Source organism: Streptomyces sp. NPDC048417, from assembly GCF_040651615.1.
Lineage (GTDB): Bacteria > Actinomycetota > Actinomycetes > Streptomycetales > Streptomycetaceae > Streptomyces.
Genome location: NZ_JBEZKI010000013.1, coordinates 88962 through 106842, shown reverse-complemented (window position 1 = coordinate 106842; position 17881 = coordinate 88962). Strand labels below are relative to the sequence as shown.

The window sequence follows — 17881 nt, the reverse complement described above, 5'->3', positions numbered from 1 at the left end:
CTCAGGCGAAAGGCAGGGCGAGCGCCCGGGAGCACGGCGGTCCACGCCGTCCCAGGGAGTGCACGAGGACCAGGTCGCGGGCGGCGGCCGTACGCGGCGCGGGACGCGGCAGTCGTCGTGCCGGAACCAGCCGGACCGTGCCCGCGGCGACCGCGAGGAGCAGCGGGCGGAAGGTGGTGGCGGCGACCGCGCGCAGCAGCTGGGTCAGGGCGCGCTCGCCGCGGCGCAGCCAGGCGGCGGCCAGCAGGCCGACGCCGACGTGGGCGGCGAGCAGCAGCCAGGCCGCGGTCGGGTCGGCGTGGGCGAGCGCCGCGGCGGCCCGGGAGCCGCCGGTCATCTGGGCGAGCGGGGTGCCGACGGCGCCGCCGTGGCACAGCACGTCGAAGCCGACCGCGCGCAGCGGGCCGGCGATGGGGCCGCCCGCCCGGCCGTAGCAGGCGTGCTGGCCGGTGGTGAAGACCGTGTCGGCGGCCAGTTCCAGCGGGACCAGCAGGGCCGCGATCCGGCCGAAGCCGCGTTCGCGGCCCGCCAGCGCGTACGCCGTGACGAACACCCCGGCGGCGACCGCGGCCACCGTGGTGAACGGCAGCGGGGCCCGGGACAGCAGCACGTGCGACGCGGTGCTGAGCGTCACGACGAAGGCCGTGAACAGCGCCGCGCGCACGGCTCTGAGCTGAGTCCCGGATATGTCCATAGCGGTGGAGAGTCTGTCACGTACTCATGTAAGGGACCCCTAAAAGAGCCCTGTGAATCCGCGAAGGTTACAGCCCCGGAATGCGGCCGTTGCGGAACAGGTCGACGAAGATCTGGTGGTCGGCACGCGCGCGTGCGCCGTAGCTGTGCGCGAAGTCCACAAGGAGCTGATCGAAGCCCGCGCCGTCGTCGGGGTCCGCCGCGATCGCCGCGTCGATGGCCCGCTCGGTGGAGAACGGCACCAGGGACTCGCCGGAGGTGTCGTCGGCCGCCGAGTGCATCGAGGCCGTGGCCCGGCCGAGGTCCGCGACGACCGCCGCGATCTCCTCCGGGTCGTCGATGTCGCTCCAGTCCAGGTCGACCGCGTACGGCGACACCTCGGCCACCAGCTGCCCGGAGCCGTCCAGCTCGGTCCAGCCCAGCCACGGGTCGGCGTGCGCCTGCAGGGCGCGCTGGGAGATCACCGTGCGGTGGCCCTCGTGCTGGAAGTAGTCGCGGATCGCCGGGTCCGTGATGTGCCGGGAGACGGCCGGGGTCTGGGCCTGCTTGATGTAGATCACGACGTCGTTCTCCAGGGCGTCCGTGGAGCCCTCCAGGAGGATGTTGTACGACGGCAGACCGGCCGAGCCGATGCCGATGCCGCGCCGGCCGACGACGTCCTTCACGCGGTAGGAGTCCGGGCGGGACAGGGACGACTCCGGAAGCGTCTCCAGATAGCCGTCGAAGGCCGCGAGCACCTTGTAGCGGGTGGCGGCGTCCAGCTCGATGGAGCCGCCGCCGGAGGCGAAGCGGCGCTCCCAGTCACGGATCTCCGTCATCGAGTCCAGCAGCTCGAAGCGGGTCAGCGAGCGGGCCGCGCGCAGCGCGCCGAGCAGCGGGCCCTCGGCGCTGTCCAGGGTGAACGGCGGCACCTCGTCGCTCTTGGCGCCGGTCGCCAGCGCGTGGATCCGCTCCCGGTACGCGCCCGCGTACACCTCGACCAGCTCGGTGATCTGCTCGTCGCTGAGCGCCTTCGCGTACCCGATCAGCGCGATGGAGGCGGAGAAGCGCTTCAGGTCCCAGGTGAAGGGGCCGACGTAGGCCTCGTCGAAGTCGTTCACGTTGAAGACCAGGCGGCCGTCGGAGTCCATGTACGTGCCGAAGTTCTCCGCGTGCAGGTCGCCGTGGATCCACACGCGCGAGGTGCGCTCGTCCAGGAACGGGCCGCTGTACGGCCTCCCGCCGCCCCGCCCGGCGCTCTCGGCGTCCACGTCGCGGTAGAAGAGCGCCGCCGTGCCCCGGTAGAAGGCGAAGGCCGAGGCCGCCATCTTCCGGAACTTCACGCGGAACGCGGCCGGGTCGGCGGCCAGGAGCTCGCCGAAGGCGGTGTCGAAGACGGCGAGGATCTCCTCGCCGCGCTGCTCGCCGTTGAGCTGGGGGACCGACATCGCTGGGTGCCTCCTGGTACGGGTGGTGCGTGACATGTGGTGCGGATCTCTCCTTCGGGCCAACGTGCGAAGGTCCGGGGGAGTGCCCGCTTTCTTCGCCTGAAGGTACGCGGGGTGGCGGGCGGATTGTCAGTGCCGAGGCATAGGATTTCGCCGTCCCACCAGACTGTCCGCAGTCGGTCGGAAGATCGTCGACGCTTGTTTCCTCTGGAGGCCGAAACCGTGTCAAAGCCGCCGTTCACGCACCTGCACGTCCACACCCAGTACTCGCTGCTGGACGGTGCCGCGCGGCTGAAGGACATGTTCAACGCCTGCAACGAGATGGGCATGACGCACATCGCCATGTCCGACCACGGCAACCTGCACGGGGCGTACGACTTCTTCCACACCGCGCAGAAGGCCGGAGTCACCCCGATCATCGGGATCGAGGCGTACGTCGCGCCCGAGTCGCGGCGCAACAAGCGCAAGATCCAGTGGGGCCAGCCGCACCAGAAGCGGGACGACGTCTCCGGTTCCGGTGGTTACACCCACAAGACGATGTGGGCGGTGAACAGCACCGGCCTGCACAACCTCTTCCGGCTCTCCTCCGACGCCTACGCCGAGGGCTGGCTGCAGAAGTGGCCCCGGATGGACAAGGAGACGATCTCCCAGTGGTCCGAGGGGATCGTCGCCTCCACCGGCTGCCCCTCCGGCGAGCTCCAGACCCGGCTCCGCCTCGGCCAGTACGACGAGGCGCTGAAGGCGGCCGCCGACTACCAGGACATCTTCGGCAAGGACCGCTACTTCCTGGAGCTGATGGACCACGGCATCGAGATCGAGCACCGGGTCCGCGACGGCCTCCTGGAGATCGGCAAGAAGCTCGGCATCCCGCCGCTGGTGACGAACGACTCGCACTACACGTACGCGCACGAGGCGACCGCCCATGACGCCCTGCTGTGCATCCAGACCGGCAAGAACCTCTCCGATCCGGACCGCTTCAAGTTCGACGGCACCGGCTACTACCTGAAGTCCACGGACGAGATGTACGCCGTCGACTCCTCGGACGCCTGGCAGCAGGGCTGCGCCAACACCCTCCTGGTCGCCGAGATGGTCGACACCACCGGCATGTTCGAGGCGAAGAACCTCATGCCGAAGTTCGACATCCCGGACGGCTACACCGAGGTCACCTGGTTCAAGGAGGAGGTCCGCCGGGGCATGGAGCGCCGCTTCCCCGGCGGCGTCCCGGACGACCGCCAGAAGCAGGTCGAGTACGAGCTGGACGTCATCATCCAGATGGGGTTCCCGGGCTACTTCCTCGTGGTCGCCGACTTCATCATGTGGGCCAAGAACAACGGCATCGCGGTCGGCCCCGGCCGAGGCTCCGCGGCCGGCTCGATCGTCGCCTACGCCATGGGCATCACCGACCTCGACCCGATCCCGCACGGCCTGATCTTCGAGCGGTTCCTCAACCCCGAGCGCGTCTCCATGCCCGATGTCGACATCGACTTCGACGAGCGCCGGCGCGTCGAGGTGATCAGGTACGTGACGGAGAAGTACGGCGCGGACAAGGTCGCCATGATCGGCACCTACGGCAAGATCAAGGCCAAGAACGCCATCAAGGACTCCGCGCGCGTGCTGGGCTACCCGTACGCGATGGGCGACCGTCTCACCAAGGCGATGCCCGCCGACGTCCTCGGCAAGGGCATCGACCTGGACGGCATCACCAACCCCTCGCACCCGCGGTACAACGAGGCGGGCGAGATCCGCGGGATGTACGAGAACGAACCGGACGTCAAGAAGGTCATCGACACCGCCAAGGGCGTCGAGGGCCTGGTCCGGCAGATGGGCGTGCACGCGGCCGGCGTGATCATGTCCAGCGAGCCCATCGTCGACCACGCCCCGATCTGGGTGCGGCACACCGACGGCGTGACCATCACACAGTGGGACTACCCGCAGTGCGAGTCGCTCGGCCTGCTGAAGATGGACTTCCTCGGCCTGCGCAACCTGACGATCATGGACGACGCCGTCAAGATGGTGAAGTCCAACAAGGGCATCGACCTCGACCTGCTGGCCCTGCCGCTCGACGATCCGAAGACCTTCGAACTCCTCCAGCGCGGCGACACCCTCGGGGTCTTCCAGTTCGACGGCGGCCCCATGCGCTCGCTGCTGCGCCTGATGAAGCCCGACAACTTCGAAGACATCTCCGCCGTGTCGGCGCTCTACCGTCCCGGCCCGATGGGCATGGACTCGCACACCAACTACGCGCTGCGCAAGAACAAGCTCCAGGAGATCACCCCGATCCACAAGGAGCTGGAGGAGCCCCTCGAAGAGGTGCTCGCGGTCACCTACGGCCTGATCGTCTACCAGGAGCAGGTGCAGAAGGCCGCCCAGATCATCGCGGGCTACTCGCTCGGCGAGGCCGACATCCTGCGCCGCGTGATGGGCAAGAAGAAGCCCGACGAACTGGCGAAGAACTTCGTCCTGTTCCAGAAGGGCGCCCGGGACAAGGGCTTCAGCGACGAGGCCATCCAGGCGCTGTGGGACGTGCTGGTCCCGTTCGCCGGATACGCGTTCAACAAGGCGCACTCGGCCGCGTACGGCCTGGTCTCCTACTGGACCGCCTATCTGAAGGCGAACCACCCCGCCGAGTACATGGCCGGGCTGCTCACCTCGGTCAAGGACGACAAGGACAAGTCGGCCGTCTACCTCAACGAGTGCCGCCGCATGGGCATCAAGGTGCTCCCGCCGAACGTCAACGAGTCGGTGCACAACTTCGCCGCCCAGGGCGACGACGTGATCCTCTTCGGCCTGGAGGCCGTGCGCAACGTCGGCACGGGCGTGGTCGAGTCGATCATCAAGGCCCGCAAGGCGAAGGGGAAGTTCGCCTCCTTCCCCGACTACCTGGACAAGGTCGACGCCACCGCCTGCAACAAGCGGACCACGGAATCCCTGATCAAGGCAGGCGCCTTCGACGCGCTCGGGCACACCCGCAAGGGCCTCACCGCCCAGTACGAGCCGATGATCGACAACGTGGTGCAGGTCAAGCGCAAGGAGGCCGAGGGCCAGTTCGACCTCTTCGGCGGGATGGGCGACGAGGAGAGCAGCGAGCCCGGGTTCGGCCTCGACGTGGAGTTCACCACCGACGAGTGGGACAAGACCTATCTGCTCGCCCAGGAGCGGGAGATGCTCGGTCTGTACGTCTCCGACCACCCGCTCTTCGGTCTGGAGCACGTGCTCTCCGACAAGGCCGACGCGGGCATCGCGCAGCTGACCGGCGGCGAGCACGCCGACGGCGCGGTCGTCACCATCGGCGGCATCATCTCCGGCCTCCAGCGCAAGATGACCAAGCAGGGCAACGCCTGGGCGATCGCCACCGTCGAGGACCTGGCGGGCTCCATCGAGTGCATGTTCTTCCCGGCGACCTACCAGCTCATCTCGACCCAACTCGTCGAGGACGCCGTCGTGTTCGTCAAGGGCCGCCTTGACAAGCGCGAGGACGTGCCCCGCCTGGTGGCGATGGAGCTGGCGATTCCCGACCTGTCGGCCGCGGGCGCCAACGCACCGGTGATCCTCACCATCCCCGCCACCCGGATCACCCCGCCGATGGTCAGCCGCCTCGGCGAGATCCTCAGCCACCACAAGGGCGACAGCGAGGTCCGGATCAAGCTCCAGGGCCCGACCAAGACGACCGTGCTGCGCCTCGACCGGCACCGGGTGAAGCCGGATCCGGCCCTGTTCGGCGACCTGAAGGTGCTGCTCGGCCCGTCCTGCCTGGCCGGATAGGGTTTCCGGTCGTACGCGCGCGGAAGGGGCGCACCCGCACCGGGTGCGCCCCTTCCGCGTGCCTGGGCCTCAACAGCCCGGTGGGACCTGGTCGGTCCGCTCAGTTGTGGCCGAAGCTCTTCTGCTTCTTGCGAGCAACATCCGCCGGGCTGCCCTGGATGTGCGACACCGGCGAGTCCTGGGACTCCGTCGTCGTACGCTGCGGGTGCTCGTGGGTCTGCTCGGTCTGCGGGGTGCGGTTCTGAGAGCCACCCTTGCGGTTCTTGTTCTTGGCCATGGTGATCTGCCTCCTGTGGGGGATCTAGGGGCCGAATTCAGATTCACATAGGCTGGCAACAGACGCATTTCGGATAATTACCGTCTGTGACAGGGTTTGTCGGAGAGCAAGGTGCCGAAACGCCACGCCGAAGATCGAGTTCGGGCCGTTAACCCCCGCGCCGTCGGGCAGACTCGAAGGAAGCCCCGAAAGCAAACCTCCCGGAAAGAGGGTGAGTCGCGTGGACCGCTGCATCGTCCTGGTGGACGCCGGGTATCTGCTGGGTGCCGCCGCCAGTCTCCTCGCCGGTGAGCCCTCCCGATCCCGGATCACCGTCGACCACGCCGCGCTCATCCAGGCGCTGCGCGACCGCGCGGAATCCGACACCGAGCGTCCACTGCTGCGCATCTACTGGTTCGACGGCGCCCCCGATCGCGTCCCGCAGCCGGAGCACCGCCGGCTGCGCGTGATGCCCCGGGTGACCGTCCGGCTCGGTGCGCTGACCCGAAGCGACGGCCGCTGGGCGCAGAAGGGCGTGGACGCGGCCATGCACGCCGAGCTGACCGAACTGGCCCGCAACCGCGCCTGCTCCGACGTGGTGCTGGTGACCGGAGACGGCGATCTGCTGCCGGGCATGATGGCCGCCAAGGAGCACGGGGTCGCCGTGCACCTGTGGGCCGTGCAGGCCGCCGACGGGGACTACAACCAGTCCGAGGACCTGGTCGCCGAGGCCGACGAGCGGCGGGTCCTGGACCGCGCGTGGATCACCCAGGCGGTACGGGCGAAGGAGCTGACCGGGGTCTGTGCGCCGCCGCCGGCGCCGCGGCCGGAGATCGCCGCGATCCTCTCCGCGCCGCTGCCGGACTCGGGGCTGTCGGCCGCGGCCGACCCGGGGGCCGAGGAGGCCGAGCGGGCGCCGGTGGCGAACGCGGCGGAGAACGGGGCGGTCGAGCGGGTGCCGGTGCCCAAGGGGGTGCCCACGCCGAAGGACCTCGCCGCGCTGCGGGCGCCGGGCGCGCAGCCGGTCCAGAATGCGGCGACCACCGCGACCCTGCGGTGGTCCTCCGACAAGGGGTGGGTGGACCGGCCGGGGGCCGTCGCGGAGCCCGCGGAGGCCGCCTCCATGCCGACGCTGGCGCAGCTGACGACCGCGGAGCAGCGGTGGGCCGACCGGGAGGAGGACATCACGACCGTCGGCGGGGATCCCTTCGAGGTCGGGCAGGTGTTCGCGCGGCGGTGGATCTCGCGGCTGGGCGACCAGAACCATGTGCAGAAGCTGTCCGGGATGTATCCGCGGATTCCGCATCGGATCGACGGGGAGCTGCTGCGGTACGCGGCCCGGTTCGGATTGCTGGCCCACAAGGACGACCAGATCGACGAGCACGACCGGTACGCCATTCGGGCGGGGTTCTGGAGGGAGATCGATGTACCGGCGGGGGCGGCGGAGCATGCACCGGCCGAATGAGTGGGCACCGGGGCGCGAAGCCGACGGCCCCAAAGACGAGTAAACGGGGGCGACCCCGTAGTCTCGTCCCTTGTGAGTACGGGCGCGGGTCGGGCACTTCGGCAGCAGAGTGACGTGGTGTGTGCCGTGCGTGGGCTGACCAAGACCTACGCCGCGGTCAAAGGGCGGCGTGGGACCCCCGCGGTGCCGGAGGTCCGGGCCACCGACAGGGTGGACCTCGATGTCCGGTGCGGGGAGATCTTCGGGCTGCTCGGGCCGAACGGCGCCGGCAAGTCGACCCTCGTACGACAGCTCACCGGACTGCTGCGGCCCGACACCGGCACCGTCGAGATCCTCGGGCACGACATCGTGCGGCATCCGGAGCGGGCCGCGCGGATCCTCGCCTATCTCGGGCAGGAGTCCAGCGCCCTGGACGAGCTGACCGTGTCCCTCGCCGCCGAGACCACCGGGCGGCTGCGCGGCCTGGACGTACGGCAGGCCAGAGCCGAGCGGGACGCCGTGATCGAGGAGCTGGGACTCGGCCCCCTCGCCGGGCGGGCGATCAAGAAGCTCTCCGGAGGGCAGCGGCGGCTGGCCTGTTTCGCCGCGGCGCTGGTCGGGGAGCGGCCGTTGCTGGTGCTCGACGAGCCGACGACCGGGATGGATCCGGTGGCTCGGCGGGCCGTGTGGGCCGCCGTCGACCGCCGGCGGGCCGAGCACGGCGCGACCGTCGTCCTGGTCACCCACAACGTGATCGAGGCCGAGACGGTCCTCGACCGGGTCGCCGTGCTCGACCAGGGGCGGGTCATCGCCTGTGACACCCCGGCCGGGCTCAAGGAACGGGTCGCCGGTGAGGTCCGGGTCGAACTGGTGTGGCGGGAGCGGGCCCCGCTGGACGTGCCCGAGGTGGCCGTCCTGCGGGAGCGTGCCGTCGAGTCCGGCCGGCGCTGGACGCTGCGGCTCGCGCCCGAGGAGGCGCGTGCCGTCGTCGCGACGGTGACCGGCGGGGCCGCCTTCGCCGCCCTGGACGACTTCACCCTCGCCACGCCCAGCCTGGAGGACGTCTATCTGGCGCTGGGCGGCGCCGCACGGCAGGGGCTGGTGAAGGCATGAGCGTGAACGCCGGGGCGACCGGGACCGTACGGGAAGGCGCGGCGGCCGTACGTGCCGTGGATGCCGCCTGGAAGAGGAGCTGCGCGACGTGAGTGTCGTACCCGCGGAGGTTCTGCCGGGCGGTGCCCTGGCCCTGGAGGAGACGGTGCCGCGCCCGGCGGCCGAGCTGGGCCCGCGTGCGCGTCTGTGGCCGTCGCTGGTGGCCGTCTACCGGGCGCAGCTTTCCCGTGCCCGGGTGGCGCGGATCCCGCTGCTGTTCGTCGCGACCTTCCAGTCCGTCGGCATCATGATCATGATGCGGGGGGTGGTGGACAGCCGGGGCGAGGCCCAGTCCGTGGTGGCGGGGTCGTCGGTGGTGGTCGTCGCCTATGTGGCCCTGAACCTGCTGGCGCAGTACTTCGGACAGCTGCGGGCGAGCGGCGGCCTCGACCACTACGCCACGCTGCCGGTGCCGCCGGCCTCCGTGGTGCTCGGGGCGGCCGCGGCGTACGCCTCCTTCACCGTGCCGGGGACGCTGGTGACGGCCGTCTTCGGCTGTGTGCTGTTCGGGCTGCCGCTGAGCAACCTGTGGATTCTCCTCGCCGTGATCCCGCTGGCGGGGGCGGCCCTGTCCGGGCTCGGCGCCGCCTGTGGGCTGCTCGCGTCACGGCCCGAACTCGCCACGCTGCTCGGGCAGTTGGGCATGTCGGCGGCGCTGCTGCTCGGGGTGCTGCCGCCGGACCGGATGCCGGGGATCATTCAGCTCGCGCGCGACCTGCTGCCTTCGACGTACGGCGTGGAGGCCTACGCCCGGACCTTCGGGGCGCAGCCCGACTGGGCCGTTGTCCTCGCTGACCTGGGCGTGTGTGCCGGCGTGGGGGTCGTCTCGCTGGCCGTCGCCACCTGGGCGTACCGCCGGGCCGCCGTCCGGTGACGCGCCGCACAGACCGGCCTGGCACGATGTCAGGGTGACCGCACCGTTGACGCCGCCTCCGCCGCCGCACGACCAGTCCTCGCACCAGGCCTGGCAGACGCCGCCGCCTGCCGGGACGGCCGAAGCAGAGTACGGACAGGACGGTCCCGGGATGAAGACCGAACTGCGTCAGGCCGCGGTGATCGTTCTCGCGGTGGCGGTGAGCGGGGTGCTGCTCGGGCTGCTGTGGCTGTGGCTGGCGCCGCACGTCCCCCTGGTGGGGGACCACTCGAGCAAGGGCTGGGTGGTCTACATCGAGGACACCGAGGGGGAGCAGGCGGTGGGGGTGGACGGGACGTTCACGCTGCTGGCGCTGGCGTTCGGTGCGGTGAGCGCGGTCGCGGCGTTTGTGTGGCGGCGGGCCGGGGGCGTGCCGCTGGTGGTGGCGCTGGGGGTCGGGGGACTGCTCGGGTCGCTGCTGGCGTGGCGGTTGGGGGTGTGGCTGGGGCCGGAGCAGGACGTGATCGCGCACGCGAAGGCCGTGGGCAAGGGGGTCACGTTCTCGGCGCCGCTGAAGCTGGGGGCGAAGGGGGCGTTGCTGGCCTGGTCGCTGTCGGCCTTGCTGGTGCATCTGGGGCTGACGGCGCTGTTCGGCCCGCGGGACCCGGAGCCGCCCTATCCGCAGCCGCCCTACCAGGACGGGCCGTACGCGGCTCCGCCGGCGTAGCGTTTCGCGTCGTCGCGCCTGCTGGCCGGGCGGCGTGGCAGGCACGCGCGACAGGGGCAGGGGCGCGGGGAACTGCGCGACCGGTCACGCACGGCCCGCGGTCGGCAGATCACCGCACCCCCGTCCGTACTCCCTATGCCGGACGGCGACCGTGGTTCGCGTGACCTTTCTTCGTGCGCCACTTCCGTTTCCGTGTCTTCTTCGACATGTCTCCCGTGATTAACCGAGAACGGGAGCTTCGTCGAGAGGTCACGCACGCCCAATGGGGGCCAGGGTCGCGTTCGTCAGGTCGGCCAGGGACGTCGGGGACAGTTCGACCTCCAGGCCGCGGCGGCCCGCCGAGACGCAGATCGTGGGGTGGGACGACGCCGACGCGTCAAGGACCGTGGGGAGCTTCTTGCGCTGGCCCAGCGGGGAGATGCCGCCGCGGACGTAGCCCGTCGTGCGCTCGGCCAGGGCCGGGTCCGCCATCGCCGCTCGTTTGCCGCCGACCGCCGTCGCCAGGGCCTTCAGGTCCAGGCTGCCCGCCACCGGCACCACCGCGACCGTGAGCGCGCCGTCCACGTCCGCGACCAGTGTCTTGAAGACCCGGTCGGGGGAGACGCCCATCGCCTCCGCCGCCTCCTCGCCGTAGGACGGGTGGGAGGGGTCGTGGTCGTAGGAGTGGACGGTGAAGTCCACGCCCGCCGCGGCCAGGGCCACCGTCGCCGGCGTGCCTCCGGACTGCTGCTTCTTGTTCGGCTTCTTCGGCATGACAGGGACCCCGGCTCAGTTCAGACTCGTCGGCGCCCGCGTCAGCTCCGCCGCGGGCAGTGACGGCAGGTTACGGATGATCGCCGTCTCGGAGCGAAGCAGTTTCAGCTCGTCGCGGAGCCGGGACGCGGTGTCGGGAGCCTGCAGCAGCCGCTGCTTCGTGGGGATGTCGTGCATCATCGCCGCCGCGACCAGGTAGGAGACCACGGACGGTTCGTCGGGGAGCTCGACGCCCGTCGACAGCGACCGCTCCCGCGCCCCCGCCAGCCGCTTCTGGTACTTGCGGAAGGCCCGCAGCACCCCCTCCGCCAGCGCGCCCGCCTCGTCGCCCGGTTCCTCCGGCAGCTCCTCCAGCTCGGCCGTCAGGAACGGCCCCGACGCGTCGACGGAGAGCAGCCGTACCCGGCTGGTCCCGGTCGCCAGCACCTCGAAGGTGCCGTTGGCCCGCTCCCGGATCGTCGCCGCGTCCGCCACACAGCCCACCCGGTGGAAGGACTTGAGGGGGTCGGGCCCGAAGCCGGCCGCCGGACCCCGCTCGGGCCGGGCCGTCGGATCCGGCATGCCCGGCGCGCTCGGTGCCACCTCGTGGCCGTCGCGGATCGCCACGACGGCGAACCGGCGTGGTTCCTCCTCGGGGGTCTTCAGCAGATCGCGCATCATGGCGCGATAACGCTCCTCGAAGATGTTCAGCGGCAGCACGAGCCCCGGGAACAGCACCGAGTTCAGCGGGAAGAGGGGAAGACGGACGGTGGTCACGGCGCCACAGCCTAGTGGTCATCGGCGGGGACGTGTTCGCCGTGCTCGGCCCGTGGGCGCCCCGCGCTCCGCTGTGAGGGGATCGGTAGGGTCTCGGGGAGGGGTTCCGTGTCGGCCAGCAGGTGCGCGCGCAGCCGTACGAAATGGCCCAGCGGGTCGTCGGACAGGCGGTCCCAGGGGAACGACGTGACGTACGGGCCGATCAGGTGCAGCTGGGCGCGGGCGGCCTCCCAGCGCTCCAGCCGGACCAGGAGGTACATCAGCTTGTTGCGGACCTCGGCCGGCCAGGGGTCGGCCGCCGGGAGCCGGGCGGAGAGCGCGATCGCCCGGTCGGCCGCCGCGTGCAGGCGGGCGCGCGGCACCACGGGACCGCAGCCGTCGGTGAGATAGGCGAAGGCGGCCCGGGCCGGGAGGGCCTGGACGAGGGAGTCGGCCGGGGCGTCCTGGGCGGCCAGGTCGGCGAAGTCGAAGCACTCGCTGTGCGAGCCGTGCCAGTACGTGCCCAGATAGCGCACGGCCGCCACATGGCAGCCGTAGTGGTGCGGGGCGCGGCGGACCGCCGCCTCCCAGAGCTCCTCGAAGTACTTGTGACCGGCGTTGGAGCCGCGTGCGTGGTCCAGCGCCACCCGCCACGGCACCGGATCGCGGTCGTCGCCGCGGGCGGCGGCCGTGATCAGCGGACTCACCGCGCGTAGCAACTCGGTCCGGGCCGGGGAGGGCCAGGCCCGGTCCACCGCCAGCTGGGCTCGCAGCAGGAGCATGTCCGGGTCGTGCGGGGCGGCCGTGGACCAGTCGTCCAGCCACTCGGCCCGGGAACGGGCGAAGAGGGCGAGCCGGTGCACGTACCGGTCCCGTGCCTCCCACTCGGCCGCGGCCCTGGTGCCGGCCAGCAGCCGCGCGGCGGGCTGGTACTCGCCCCGGCCGGCTGCGACCAGCACCGGCGCGAGCCGGTTGTCGGGCGCGTCGAGGAAGACCTCGTCGTCGGCCGGCAGTGGGCCGAGGGCGGGGCGCGGGGCGGTTCTTGCGGTCCGTGCGGAACGGAACAGCGCACGCAGCGAAGCCATGGTGTCGCCATTGAAAGTCCGCAGATCGAGCGTGCGCCAGACCACCAGGCCAACTCCGTGAAAGTTGTACGATCCCAGGTCAAGGGAAGGTAAAAGGTGAGGGGTGCTCACCTGTTGAGTACCTGTCAGTGCCGGTACGTGTCAACGCCTGCCGGATCCGGCCGGCCGCGCCCAGCCGGGCCTACCCGCGCCTCAGCAGTCGCGTGGCCCCCGCCGCCACCGTCGTCGCCAGGATCCAGCCCAGCAGGATCATCGCGGCGGCCGCCCACTGCCAGCCGCCGCTGAGGCGCCACTGGCCCGCCTGGCCCAGGTCGATCACCGGCAGCAGCAGATCGAGGACGAACAGCGCGGGGTCCCAGACCGGATGCCCCCCGGAGGACATCGGCGGGTGCGGGGCGTGTGCGAAGGCGAGCGTGCCCGCCGCCCACAGCACCGCCATCCACACCGCCGCCCGGCCCGGCCGGTAGCCGTAGGCCACCGTCAGGTCCTGCACGTACCCCCAGAACTTGGCGGCGACCGGCAGCGTCTCGCGGCGCCGGCGCTGCTTGGCGAGCTGCACCTCGCGCGCGTCCTCGTCCTCACCGGCGGCCCGCAGCACGGTCGCGAGCCGCTCGTACGGTTCCGGGTTGTACTCGGCGGTCGCCGCCGCCACCCAGCCGAGCCGCCGGATCAACGGGAACGGACCCTGCGGAACCAGGTTCTCGTAGGCGAAGCCGCCCATGTGCAGTCGCCCGGGGCCCGGCCAGCTGGTCGCCCGGTCCACCAGGTTCACGGTCCGGGCGCCCGACAGCACCACCCGGCCGCGCTGCGGCTCCTCCCCGAGGAACCGCAGCTCCGGCGCCTGCACCCGGCGCAGCGACAGCTCCTGGTCGTCCGTGAAGGTGAACCGCGCCCGCTCCAGGTCGACGGCGTCCCCGAACCGGCCGTCGTCCAGCCGGATCCCGCCCTGGCACTCGAACCGCTGGATCCGGGTCCCGCGCGCCGGGGTCGTGCCGCTCTGCCAGGGGCCGCCCACCCCGGCCGGGGTCAGGTACAGGGTGCGGCCGACGGTCAGCTGGGGCGCGTTCAGCGCGAACCGCCCGTGGGGATTGCGCAGCCGGGCCCCGCGCAGGCTCAGCGAGACGCCCACCTTGGCGCTGCGCAGGCTCAGCTCCCCGTGCGACTCCAGGAGCTCCGCCTGCAGATCCTGCCCGACGGTCATGCCGTCCGCCGCGATCGACCGCTCGCTGCGGTCCCGGTACACCACCGCCTGGTTCAGCAGCAGATCGGTGCCGATGTGCGCGTCGGTCAGCCGGACCCCGCCCAGGAAACGGCAGCGCGGCAGATGCAGATCGCCCTCCGTGCGCACCCGGGCCGCCTCGAGGCGCGGCACCGCACAGTCGACCAGTCGCACGGTGGTGAAGTGCGCCTCCGGCAGCAGGACCTCGTCGTCGAACCGGCAGCCGCGCAGCTCCACGTACGGGGTGACGGTGCCGCCCGCCAGGTCCAGCGTCCCGGTGATCCGCAGGCCGGCCAGTTTCAGCGCGGACACCCGGCCCGCGAGCGGCGGCGGCCCGTCGAGCAGCAGCCAGCAGACGATCCGCGCCCGTACGGTCCGCTCGGGCCCCCAGGGATGGCCGCCGTGCGGATCGTCCACCTGCGCGTCACCGCTGCTCAGGTCGTACGTACTGCCGTTGCGGAAGGCCTGCCACATGCCGGCCTCGGCCGCTGTCAGCTCGTCCGGCAGTTCCCTGTCCCGGACCCCCTCGGTCACGGCTCTTCCTTCTTCCTCAGCTACTCGCCAGTCAGGTGTTCGCCCAGCGGTGATGCCCGCTCCGTCACCCCTCGAACACAAGAAGTGAAGGTGATCTTCCGGGTTCAGGCCAGGCTATGTACCGGCCGTTGGCTCACGTTCTGTATCAGCCATTGATACGCGCGAACGGGCCGCGAGTGCCGTCTGAGAGAATTGAGCCTGTGATCTCCCGAATCGATCTGCGCGGCGACGCCCTCCCCGAGGGACTCGCCCTGCGCGACCTGCTGCCCCGAGCCGACTTCGACGTCTCGGCCGCCCTCGAGAAGGTGCGTCCGATCTGCGAGGCCGTGCATCATCGGGGCGACGCGGCGCTGATCGACTTCGCCGAGAAGTTCGACGGGGTCACCCTGAAGCAGGTGCGGGTCCCGGCCGAAGCTCTGGCCAAGGCGCTGGACGAGCTCGACCCGGCCGTGCGCGCGGCCCTGGAGGAGTCCATCCGGCGGGCCCGTCTCGTCCACCGCGAGCAGCGTCGTACCAGCCACACCACCCAGGTCGTGCCCGGCGGCTCGGTCACCGAGAAGTGGGTGCCGGTCGAGCGGGTCGGGCTCTACGCGCCCGGCGGACGGTCGGTCTACCCCTCGTCCGTGGTCATGAACGTCGTGCCCGCGCAGGAGGCCGGCGTCGAGTCCATCGCGCTCGCCTCCCCGGCGCAGGCCCCCGCTTTCGAGAATGATCCGGCCGGAGGCCTGCCGCACCCGACGATCCTCGCCGCCTGCGCTCTGCTCGGCGTCGACGAGGTGTACGCGGCCGGCGGTGCCTCCGCCGTCGCGATGTTCGCGTACGGCACCGAGTCCTGCCCGCCCGTCACCATGGTCACCGGCCCCGGCAACATCTGGGTCGCCGCCGCCAAGCGCTACTTCACCGGCCGGATCGGCATCGACGCCGAGGCCGGCCCCACCGAGATCGCGGTCCTCGCGGACGCCACCGCCGACCCGGTGCACGTCGCCGCCGACCTGATCAGCCAGGCCGAGCACGACCCGCTGGCCGCCGCCGTCCTGGTCACCGACTCCGTGGAACTCGCGGACGCGGTGGCGAAGGAGCTGGAACCGCAGGTCGCGGCCACCAAGCACGTCGACGACCGGATCGTCCCGGCGCTCAAGGGCAGGCAGTCCGCGATCGTCCTGGTCGACGGCGTCGAGGAGGGCCTGAGGGTCGTCGACGCGTACGGCGCCGAACACCTGGAGATCCAGACCGCGGACGCCGCGGCGGTGGCCGACCGGGTCCGCAACGCCGGCGCGATCTTCGTCGGCCCCTGGGCGCCGGTCTCCCTCGGCGACTACGCGGCCGGGTCCAACCACGTGCTGCCCACCGGCGGCTGCGCCTGCCACTCCTCCGGGCTCTCCGTGCAGTCCTTCCTGCGCGGTGTCCACATCGTCGACTACACGCAGGAGGCGCTGGCCGACGTCGCGCACCACGTGGTCACGCTGGCGGAGGCGGAGGACCTGCCGGCACACGGCGCGGCGATCAAGGCGAGGTTCGGGTGGAAGGTACCGGCGAGCAAGTGAACTTCGGAATCGACGATCTCCCCGTACGGGACGAGCTACGCGGCAAGTCCCCCTACGGCGCGCCCCAGTTGGACGTCGCCGTACGGCTGAACACCAACGAGAACCCCTACCCGCTGCCCGAGCCGCTGGTCGAGCGGATCACCGAGCGGGTGCGCGAGGCCGCCCGGGACCTGAACCGCTACCCCGACCGGGACGCGGTCCAGCTCCGCACCGAGCTGGCCAGATACCTGACCAGGACCGGCAACCACCCCCTGGCCGTCGAGAACGTGTGGGCGGCCAACGGCTCCAACGAGGTCATCCAGCAGCTGCTGCAGACCTTCGGCGGTCCGGGCCGTACCGCACTCGGCTTCGAGCCGTCGTACTCGATGCACTCGCTGATCGCGCGCGGCACCGGCACGGGCTGGATCGCCGGTCCGCGCGAGGACGACTTCACCGTCGACGTCGAGGCCGCCACCCGTGCGATCGCCGAGTACCGGCCCGACGTCCTGTTCATCACGACCCCCAACAACCCCACGGGCAACGCGGTGCCGGCCGAGACGGTCCTCGCGCTGTACGACGCGGCCCAGGCGGCCCGGCCGTCGATGGTGATCGTCGACGAGGCGTACATCGAGTTCAGCCACGGCGCCTCGCTGCTGCCGCTGCTCGAAGGTCGGCCGAATCTCGTCGTCTCCCGGACCATGTCCAAGGCCTTCGGCGCGGCCGGCCTGCGCCTCGGCTACCTCGCCGCGCACCCCGCGGTGGTGGACGCCGTACAGCTCGTGCGGCTGCCGTACCACCTGTCGGCGATCACCCAGGCGACCGCGCTGGCCGCCCTGGAGCACACCGACACCCTGCTGAAGTACGTCGAGCAGCTGAAGACCGAGCGCGACCGGCTGGTCGCCGAGATGCGGGCGCTCGGCCTGGAAGTCACCGAGTCCGACGCCAACTTCGTGCAGTTCGGACGGTTCGAGGACCCCCACCGGGCCTGGCAGGGGATCCTCGACCGCGGGGTCCTGGTCCGCGACAACGGCGTGCCCGGCTTCCTGCGGGTGTCCGCCGGAACCCCCGAAGAGAACGACGCGTTCCTCGACGCGGTACGTGAAGTCAAGAAGGAGCTGGACGCATGACCCGCGTAGGGCGCGTGGAGCGCACCACCAAGGAGACCTCGGTCCTCGTCGAGATCGACCTCGACGGCACCGGGAAGACCGACATCGCCACCGGCGTCGGCTTCTACGACCACATGCTCGACCAGCTCGGCCGGCACGGCCTGTTCGACCTCACCGTGAAGACCGACGGCGATCTCCACATCGACTCGCACCACACCATCGAGGACACCGCTCTCGCCCTCGGCGCCGCCTTCAAGCAGGCGCTCGGCGACAAGGTCGGCATCTACCGGTTCGGCAACTGCACGGTCCCGCTGGACGAGTCCCTCGCCCAGGTCACGGTGGACCTGTCCGGCCGCCCGTACCTCGTGCACACGGAGCCGGAGAACATGGCTCCGATGATCGGCGAGTACGACACCACCATGACCCGGCACATCCTGGAGTCCTTCGTGGCACAGGCCCAGGTCGCCCTCCATGTGCACGTGCCCTATGGGCGCAACGCACACCACATCGTGGAATGCCAGTTCAAGGCGCTCGCCAGGGCGCTGCGCTATGCCTCCGAGCGCGACCCGCGCGCGGCCGGCATCCTCCCGTCGACGAAGGGCGCGCTGTAAA

Annotated in this window: 15 protein-coding genes; 8 read left to right on the top strand and 7 right to left on the bottom strand. The window is 71.1% G+C overall.

Annotated elements, in window-relative coordinates:
* Window position 1: 1 nt before the first annotated feature.
* Window positions 2-694: a hypothetical protein gene (locus AB0D59_RS21415; protein WP_362567455.1), complete on the bottom strand. Its 693-nt coding sequence runs from the start codon at window positions 692-694 to the stop codon at window positions 2-4.
* A gap of 67 nt (window positions 695-761) precedes the next feature.
* Window positions 762-2120: a DUF2252 domain-containing protein gene (locus AB0D59_RS21410; RefSeq protein ID WP_362567452.1), complete on the bottom strand. Its 1359-nt coding sequence runs from the start codon at window positions 2118-2120 to the stop codon at window positions 762-764.
* Window positions 2121-2342: 222 nt separating this feature from the next.
* On the opposite strand from AB0D59_RS21410, the gene dnaE reads away from it, so the two are divergent.
* Complete coding sequence (gene dnaE, locus AB0D59_RS21405) at window positions 2343-5882, top strand: DNA polymerase III subunit alpha (RefSeq protein ID WP_362567450.1); 3540 nt, start codon at window positions 2343-2345, stop codon at window positions 5880-5882.
* A 100-nt stretch (window positions 5883-5982) separates the two neighbouring features.
* Here the strand turns inward: dnaE and AB0D59_RS21400 are convergent, their stop codons facing one another.
* Window positions 5983-6159, bottom strand: a complete 177-nt coding sequence (locus tag AB0D59_RS21400) for a hypothetical protein (protein ID WP_362567447.1) — start codon at window positions 6157-6159, stop codon at window positions 5983-5985.
* A gap of 220 nt (window positions 6160-6379) precedes the next feature.
* Between AB0D59_RS21400 and AB0D59_RS21395 the strand changes: the two genes are divergently transcribed.
* The 4 genes from AB0D59_RS21395 to AB0D59_RS21380 all read left to right on the top strand — a co-directional run bounded on the left by AB0D59_RS21395 (window position 6380) and on the right by AB0D59_RS21380 (window position 10314).
* On the top strand, window positions 6380-7603 hold the full coding sequence (locus AB0D59_RS21395; protein WP_362567444.1) for an NYN domain-containing protein: 1224 nt from the start codon (window positions 6380-6382) through the stop codon (window positions 7601-7603).
* A gap of 72 nt (window positions 7604-7675) precedes the next feature.
* Window positions 7676-8695, top strand: a complete 1020-nt coding sequence (locus AB0D59_RS21390) for an ABC transporter ATP-binding protein (protein WP_362567441.1) — start codon at window positions 7676-7678, stop codon at window positions 8693-8695.
* Between the two features lie 88 nt (window positions 8696-8783).
* Window positions 8784-9608, top strand: coding sequence for an ABC transporter permease (locus tag AB0D59_RS21385; protein ID WP_362567438.1), 825 nt, complete (start codon window positions 8784-8786; stop codon window positions 9606-9608).
* A 34-nt stretch (window positions 9609-9642) separates the two neighbouring features.
* Entirely contained in the window at window positions 9643-10314 is a 672-nt protein-coding gene (locus AB0D59_RS21380) for an AAA family ATPase (protein ID WP_362567435.1), read from the top strand.
* A 249-nt stretch (window positions 10315-10563) separates the two neighbouring features.
* Here AB0D59_RS21380 and ybaK read toward each other — a convergent pair whose 3' ends face one another.
* From ybaK to AB0D59_RS21360, 4 genes are all read right to left on the bottom strand, one after another.
* Window positions 10564-11067: a Cys-tRNA(Pro) deacylase gene (gene ybaK / locus AB0D59_RS21375; protein ID WP_362567432.1), complete on the bottom strand. Its 504-nt coding sequence runs from the start codon at window positions 11065-11067 to the stop codon at window positions 10564-10566.
* 15 nt (window positions 11068-11082) lie between these two features.
* Window positions 11083-11823, bottom strand: coding sequence for an LON peptidase substrate-binding domain-containing protein (locus AB0D59_RS21370; protein ID WP_362567429.1), 741 nt, complete (start codon window positions 11821-11823; stop codon window positions 11083-11085).
* 11 nt (window positions 11824-11834) lie between these two features.
* The gene (locus AB0D59_RS21365; protein WP_362567426.1) at window positions 11835-12887 is read right to left on the bottom strand and encodes a hypothetical protein; all 1053 of its coding nucleotides are present in this window, start codon (window positions 12885-12887) and stop codon (window positions 11835-11837) included.
* A gap of 181 nt (window positions 12888-13068) precedes the next feature.
* Entirely contained in the window at window positions 13069-14640 is a 1572-nt protein-coding gene (locus tag AB0D59_RS21360) for an oxidoreductase (protein ID WP_362567423.1), read from the bottom strand.
* 200 nt (window positions 14641-14840) lie between these two features.
* Here AB0D59_RS21360 and hisD point away from each other — a divergent pair, with 200 nt between their 5' ends.
* Genes hisD through hisB form a run of 3 tightly spaced genes read left to right on the top strand, consistent with a single transcriptional unit; the run spans window position 14841 to window position 17880 of the window.
* The gene (hisD, locus tag AB0D59_RS21355; RefSeq protein ID WP_362567420.1) at window positions 14841-16184 is read left to right on the top strand and encodes a histidinol dehydrogenase; all 1344 of its coding nucleotides are present in this window, start codon (window positions 14841-14843) and stop codon (window positions 16182-16184) included.
* Window positions 16181-17290, top strand: coding sequence for a histidinol-phosphate transaminase (locus AB0D59_RS21350; protein ID WP_362567417.1), 1110 nt, complete (start codon window positions 16181-16183; stop codon window positions 17288-17290). The genes hisD and AB0D59_RS21350 overlap by 4 nt, the downstream gene beginning before the upstream one ends.
* Window positions 17287-17880, top strand: coding sequence for an imidazoleglycerol-phosphate dehydratase HisB (gene hisB, locus AB0D59_RS21345; protein ID WP_028422551.1), 594 nt, complete (start codon window positions 17287-17289; stop codon window positions 17878-17880). Before AB0D59_RS21350 ends, hisB begins: the two co-directional genes overlap by 4 nt.
* Window position 17881: the final 1 nt, after the last annotated feature.

Bases quoted from the DNA above. Each gene is read 5' to 3' on its own strand.
- ybaK (WP_362567432.1), bottom strand. From the start codon at position 11,067: ATGCCGAAGAAGCCGAACAAGAAGCAGCAGTCCGGAGGCACGCCGGCG.
- AB0D59_RS21410 (WP_362567452.1), bottom strand. From the start codon at position 2,120: ATGTCGGTCCCCCAGCTCAACGGCGAGCAGCGCGGCGAGGAGATCCTC.
- AB0D59_RS21400 (WP_362567447.1), bottom strand. From the start codon at position 6,159: ATGGCCAAGAACAAGAACCGCAAGGGTGGCTCTCAGAACCGCACCCCG.
- AB0D59_RS21365 (WP_362567426.1), bottom strand. From the start codon at position 12,887: ATGGCTTCGCTGCGTGCGCTGTTCCGTTCCGCACGGACCGCAAGAACC.
- AB0D59_RS21415 (WP_362567455.1), bottom strand. From the start codon at position 694: ATGGACATATCCGGGACTCAGCTCAGAGCCGTGCGCGCGGCGCTGTTC.
- hisB (WP_028422551.1), top strand. From the start codon at position 17,287: ATGACCCGCGTAGGGCGCGTGGAGCGCACCACCAAGGAGACCTCGGTC.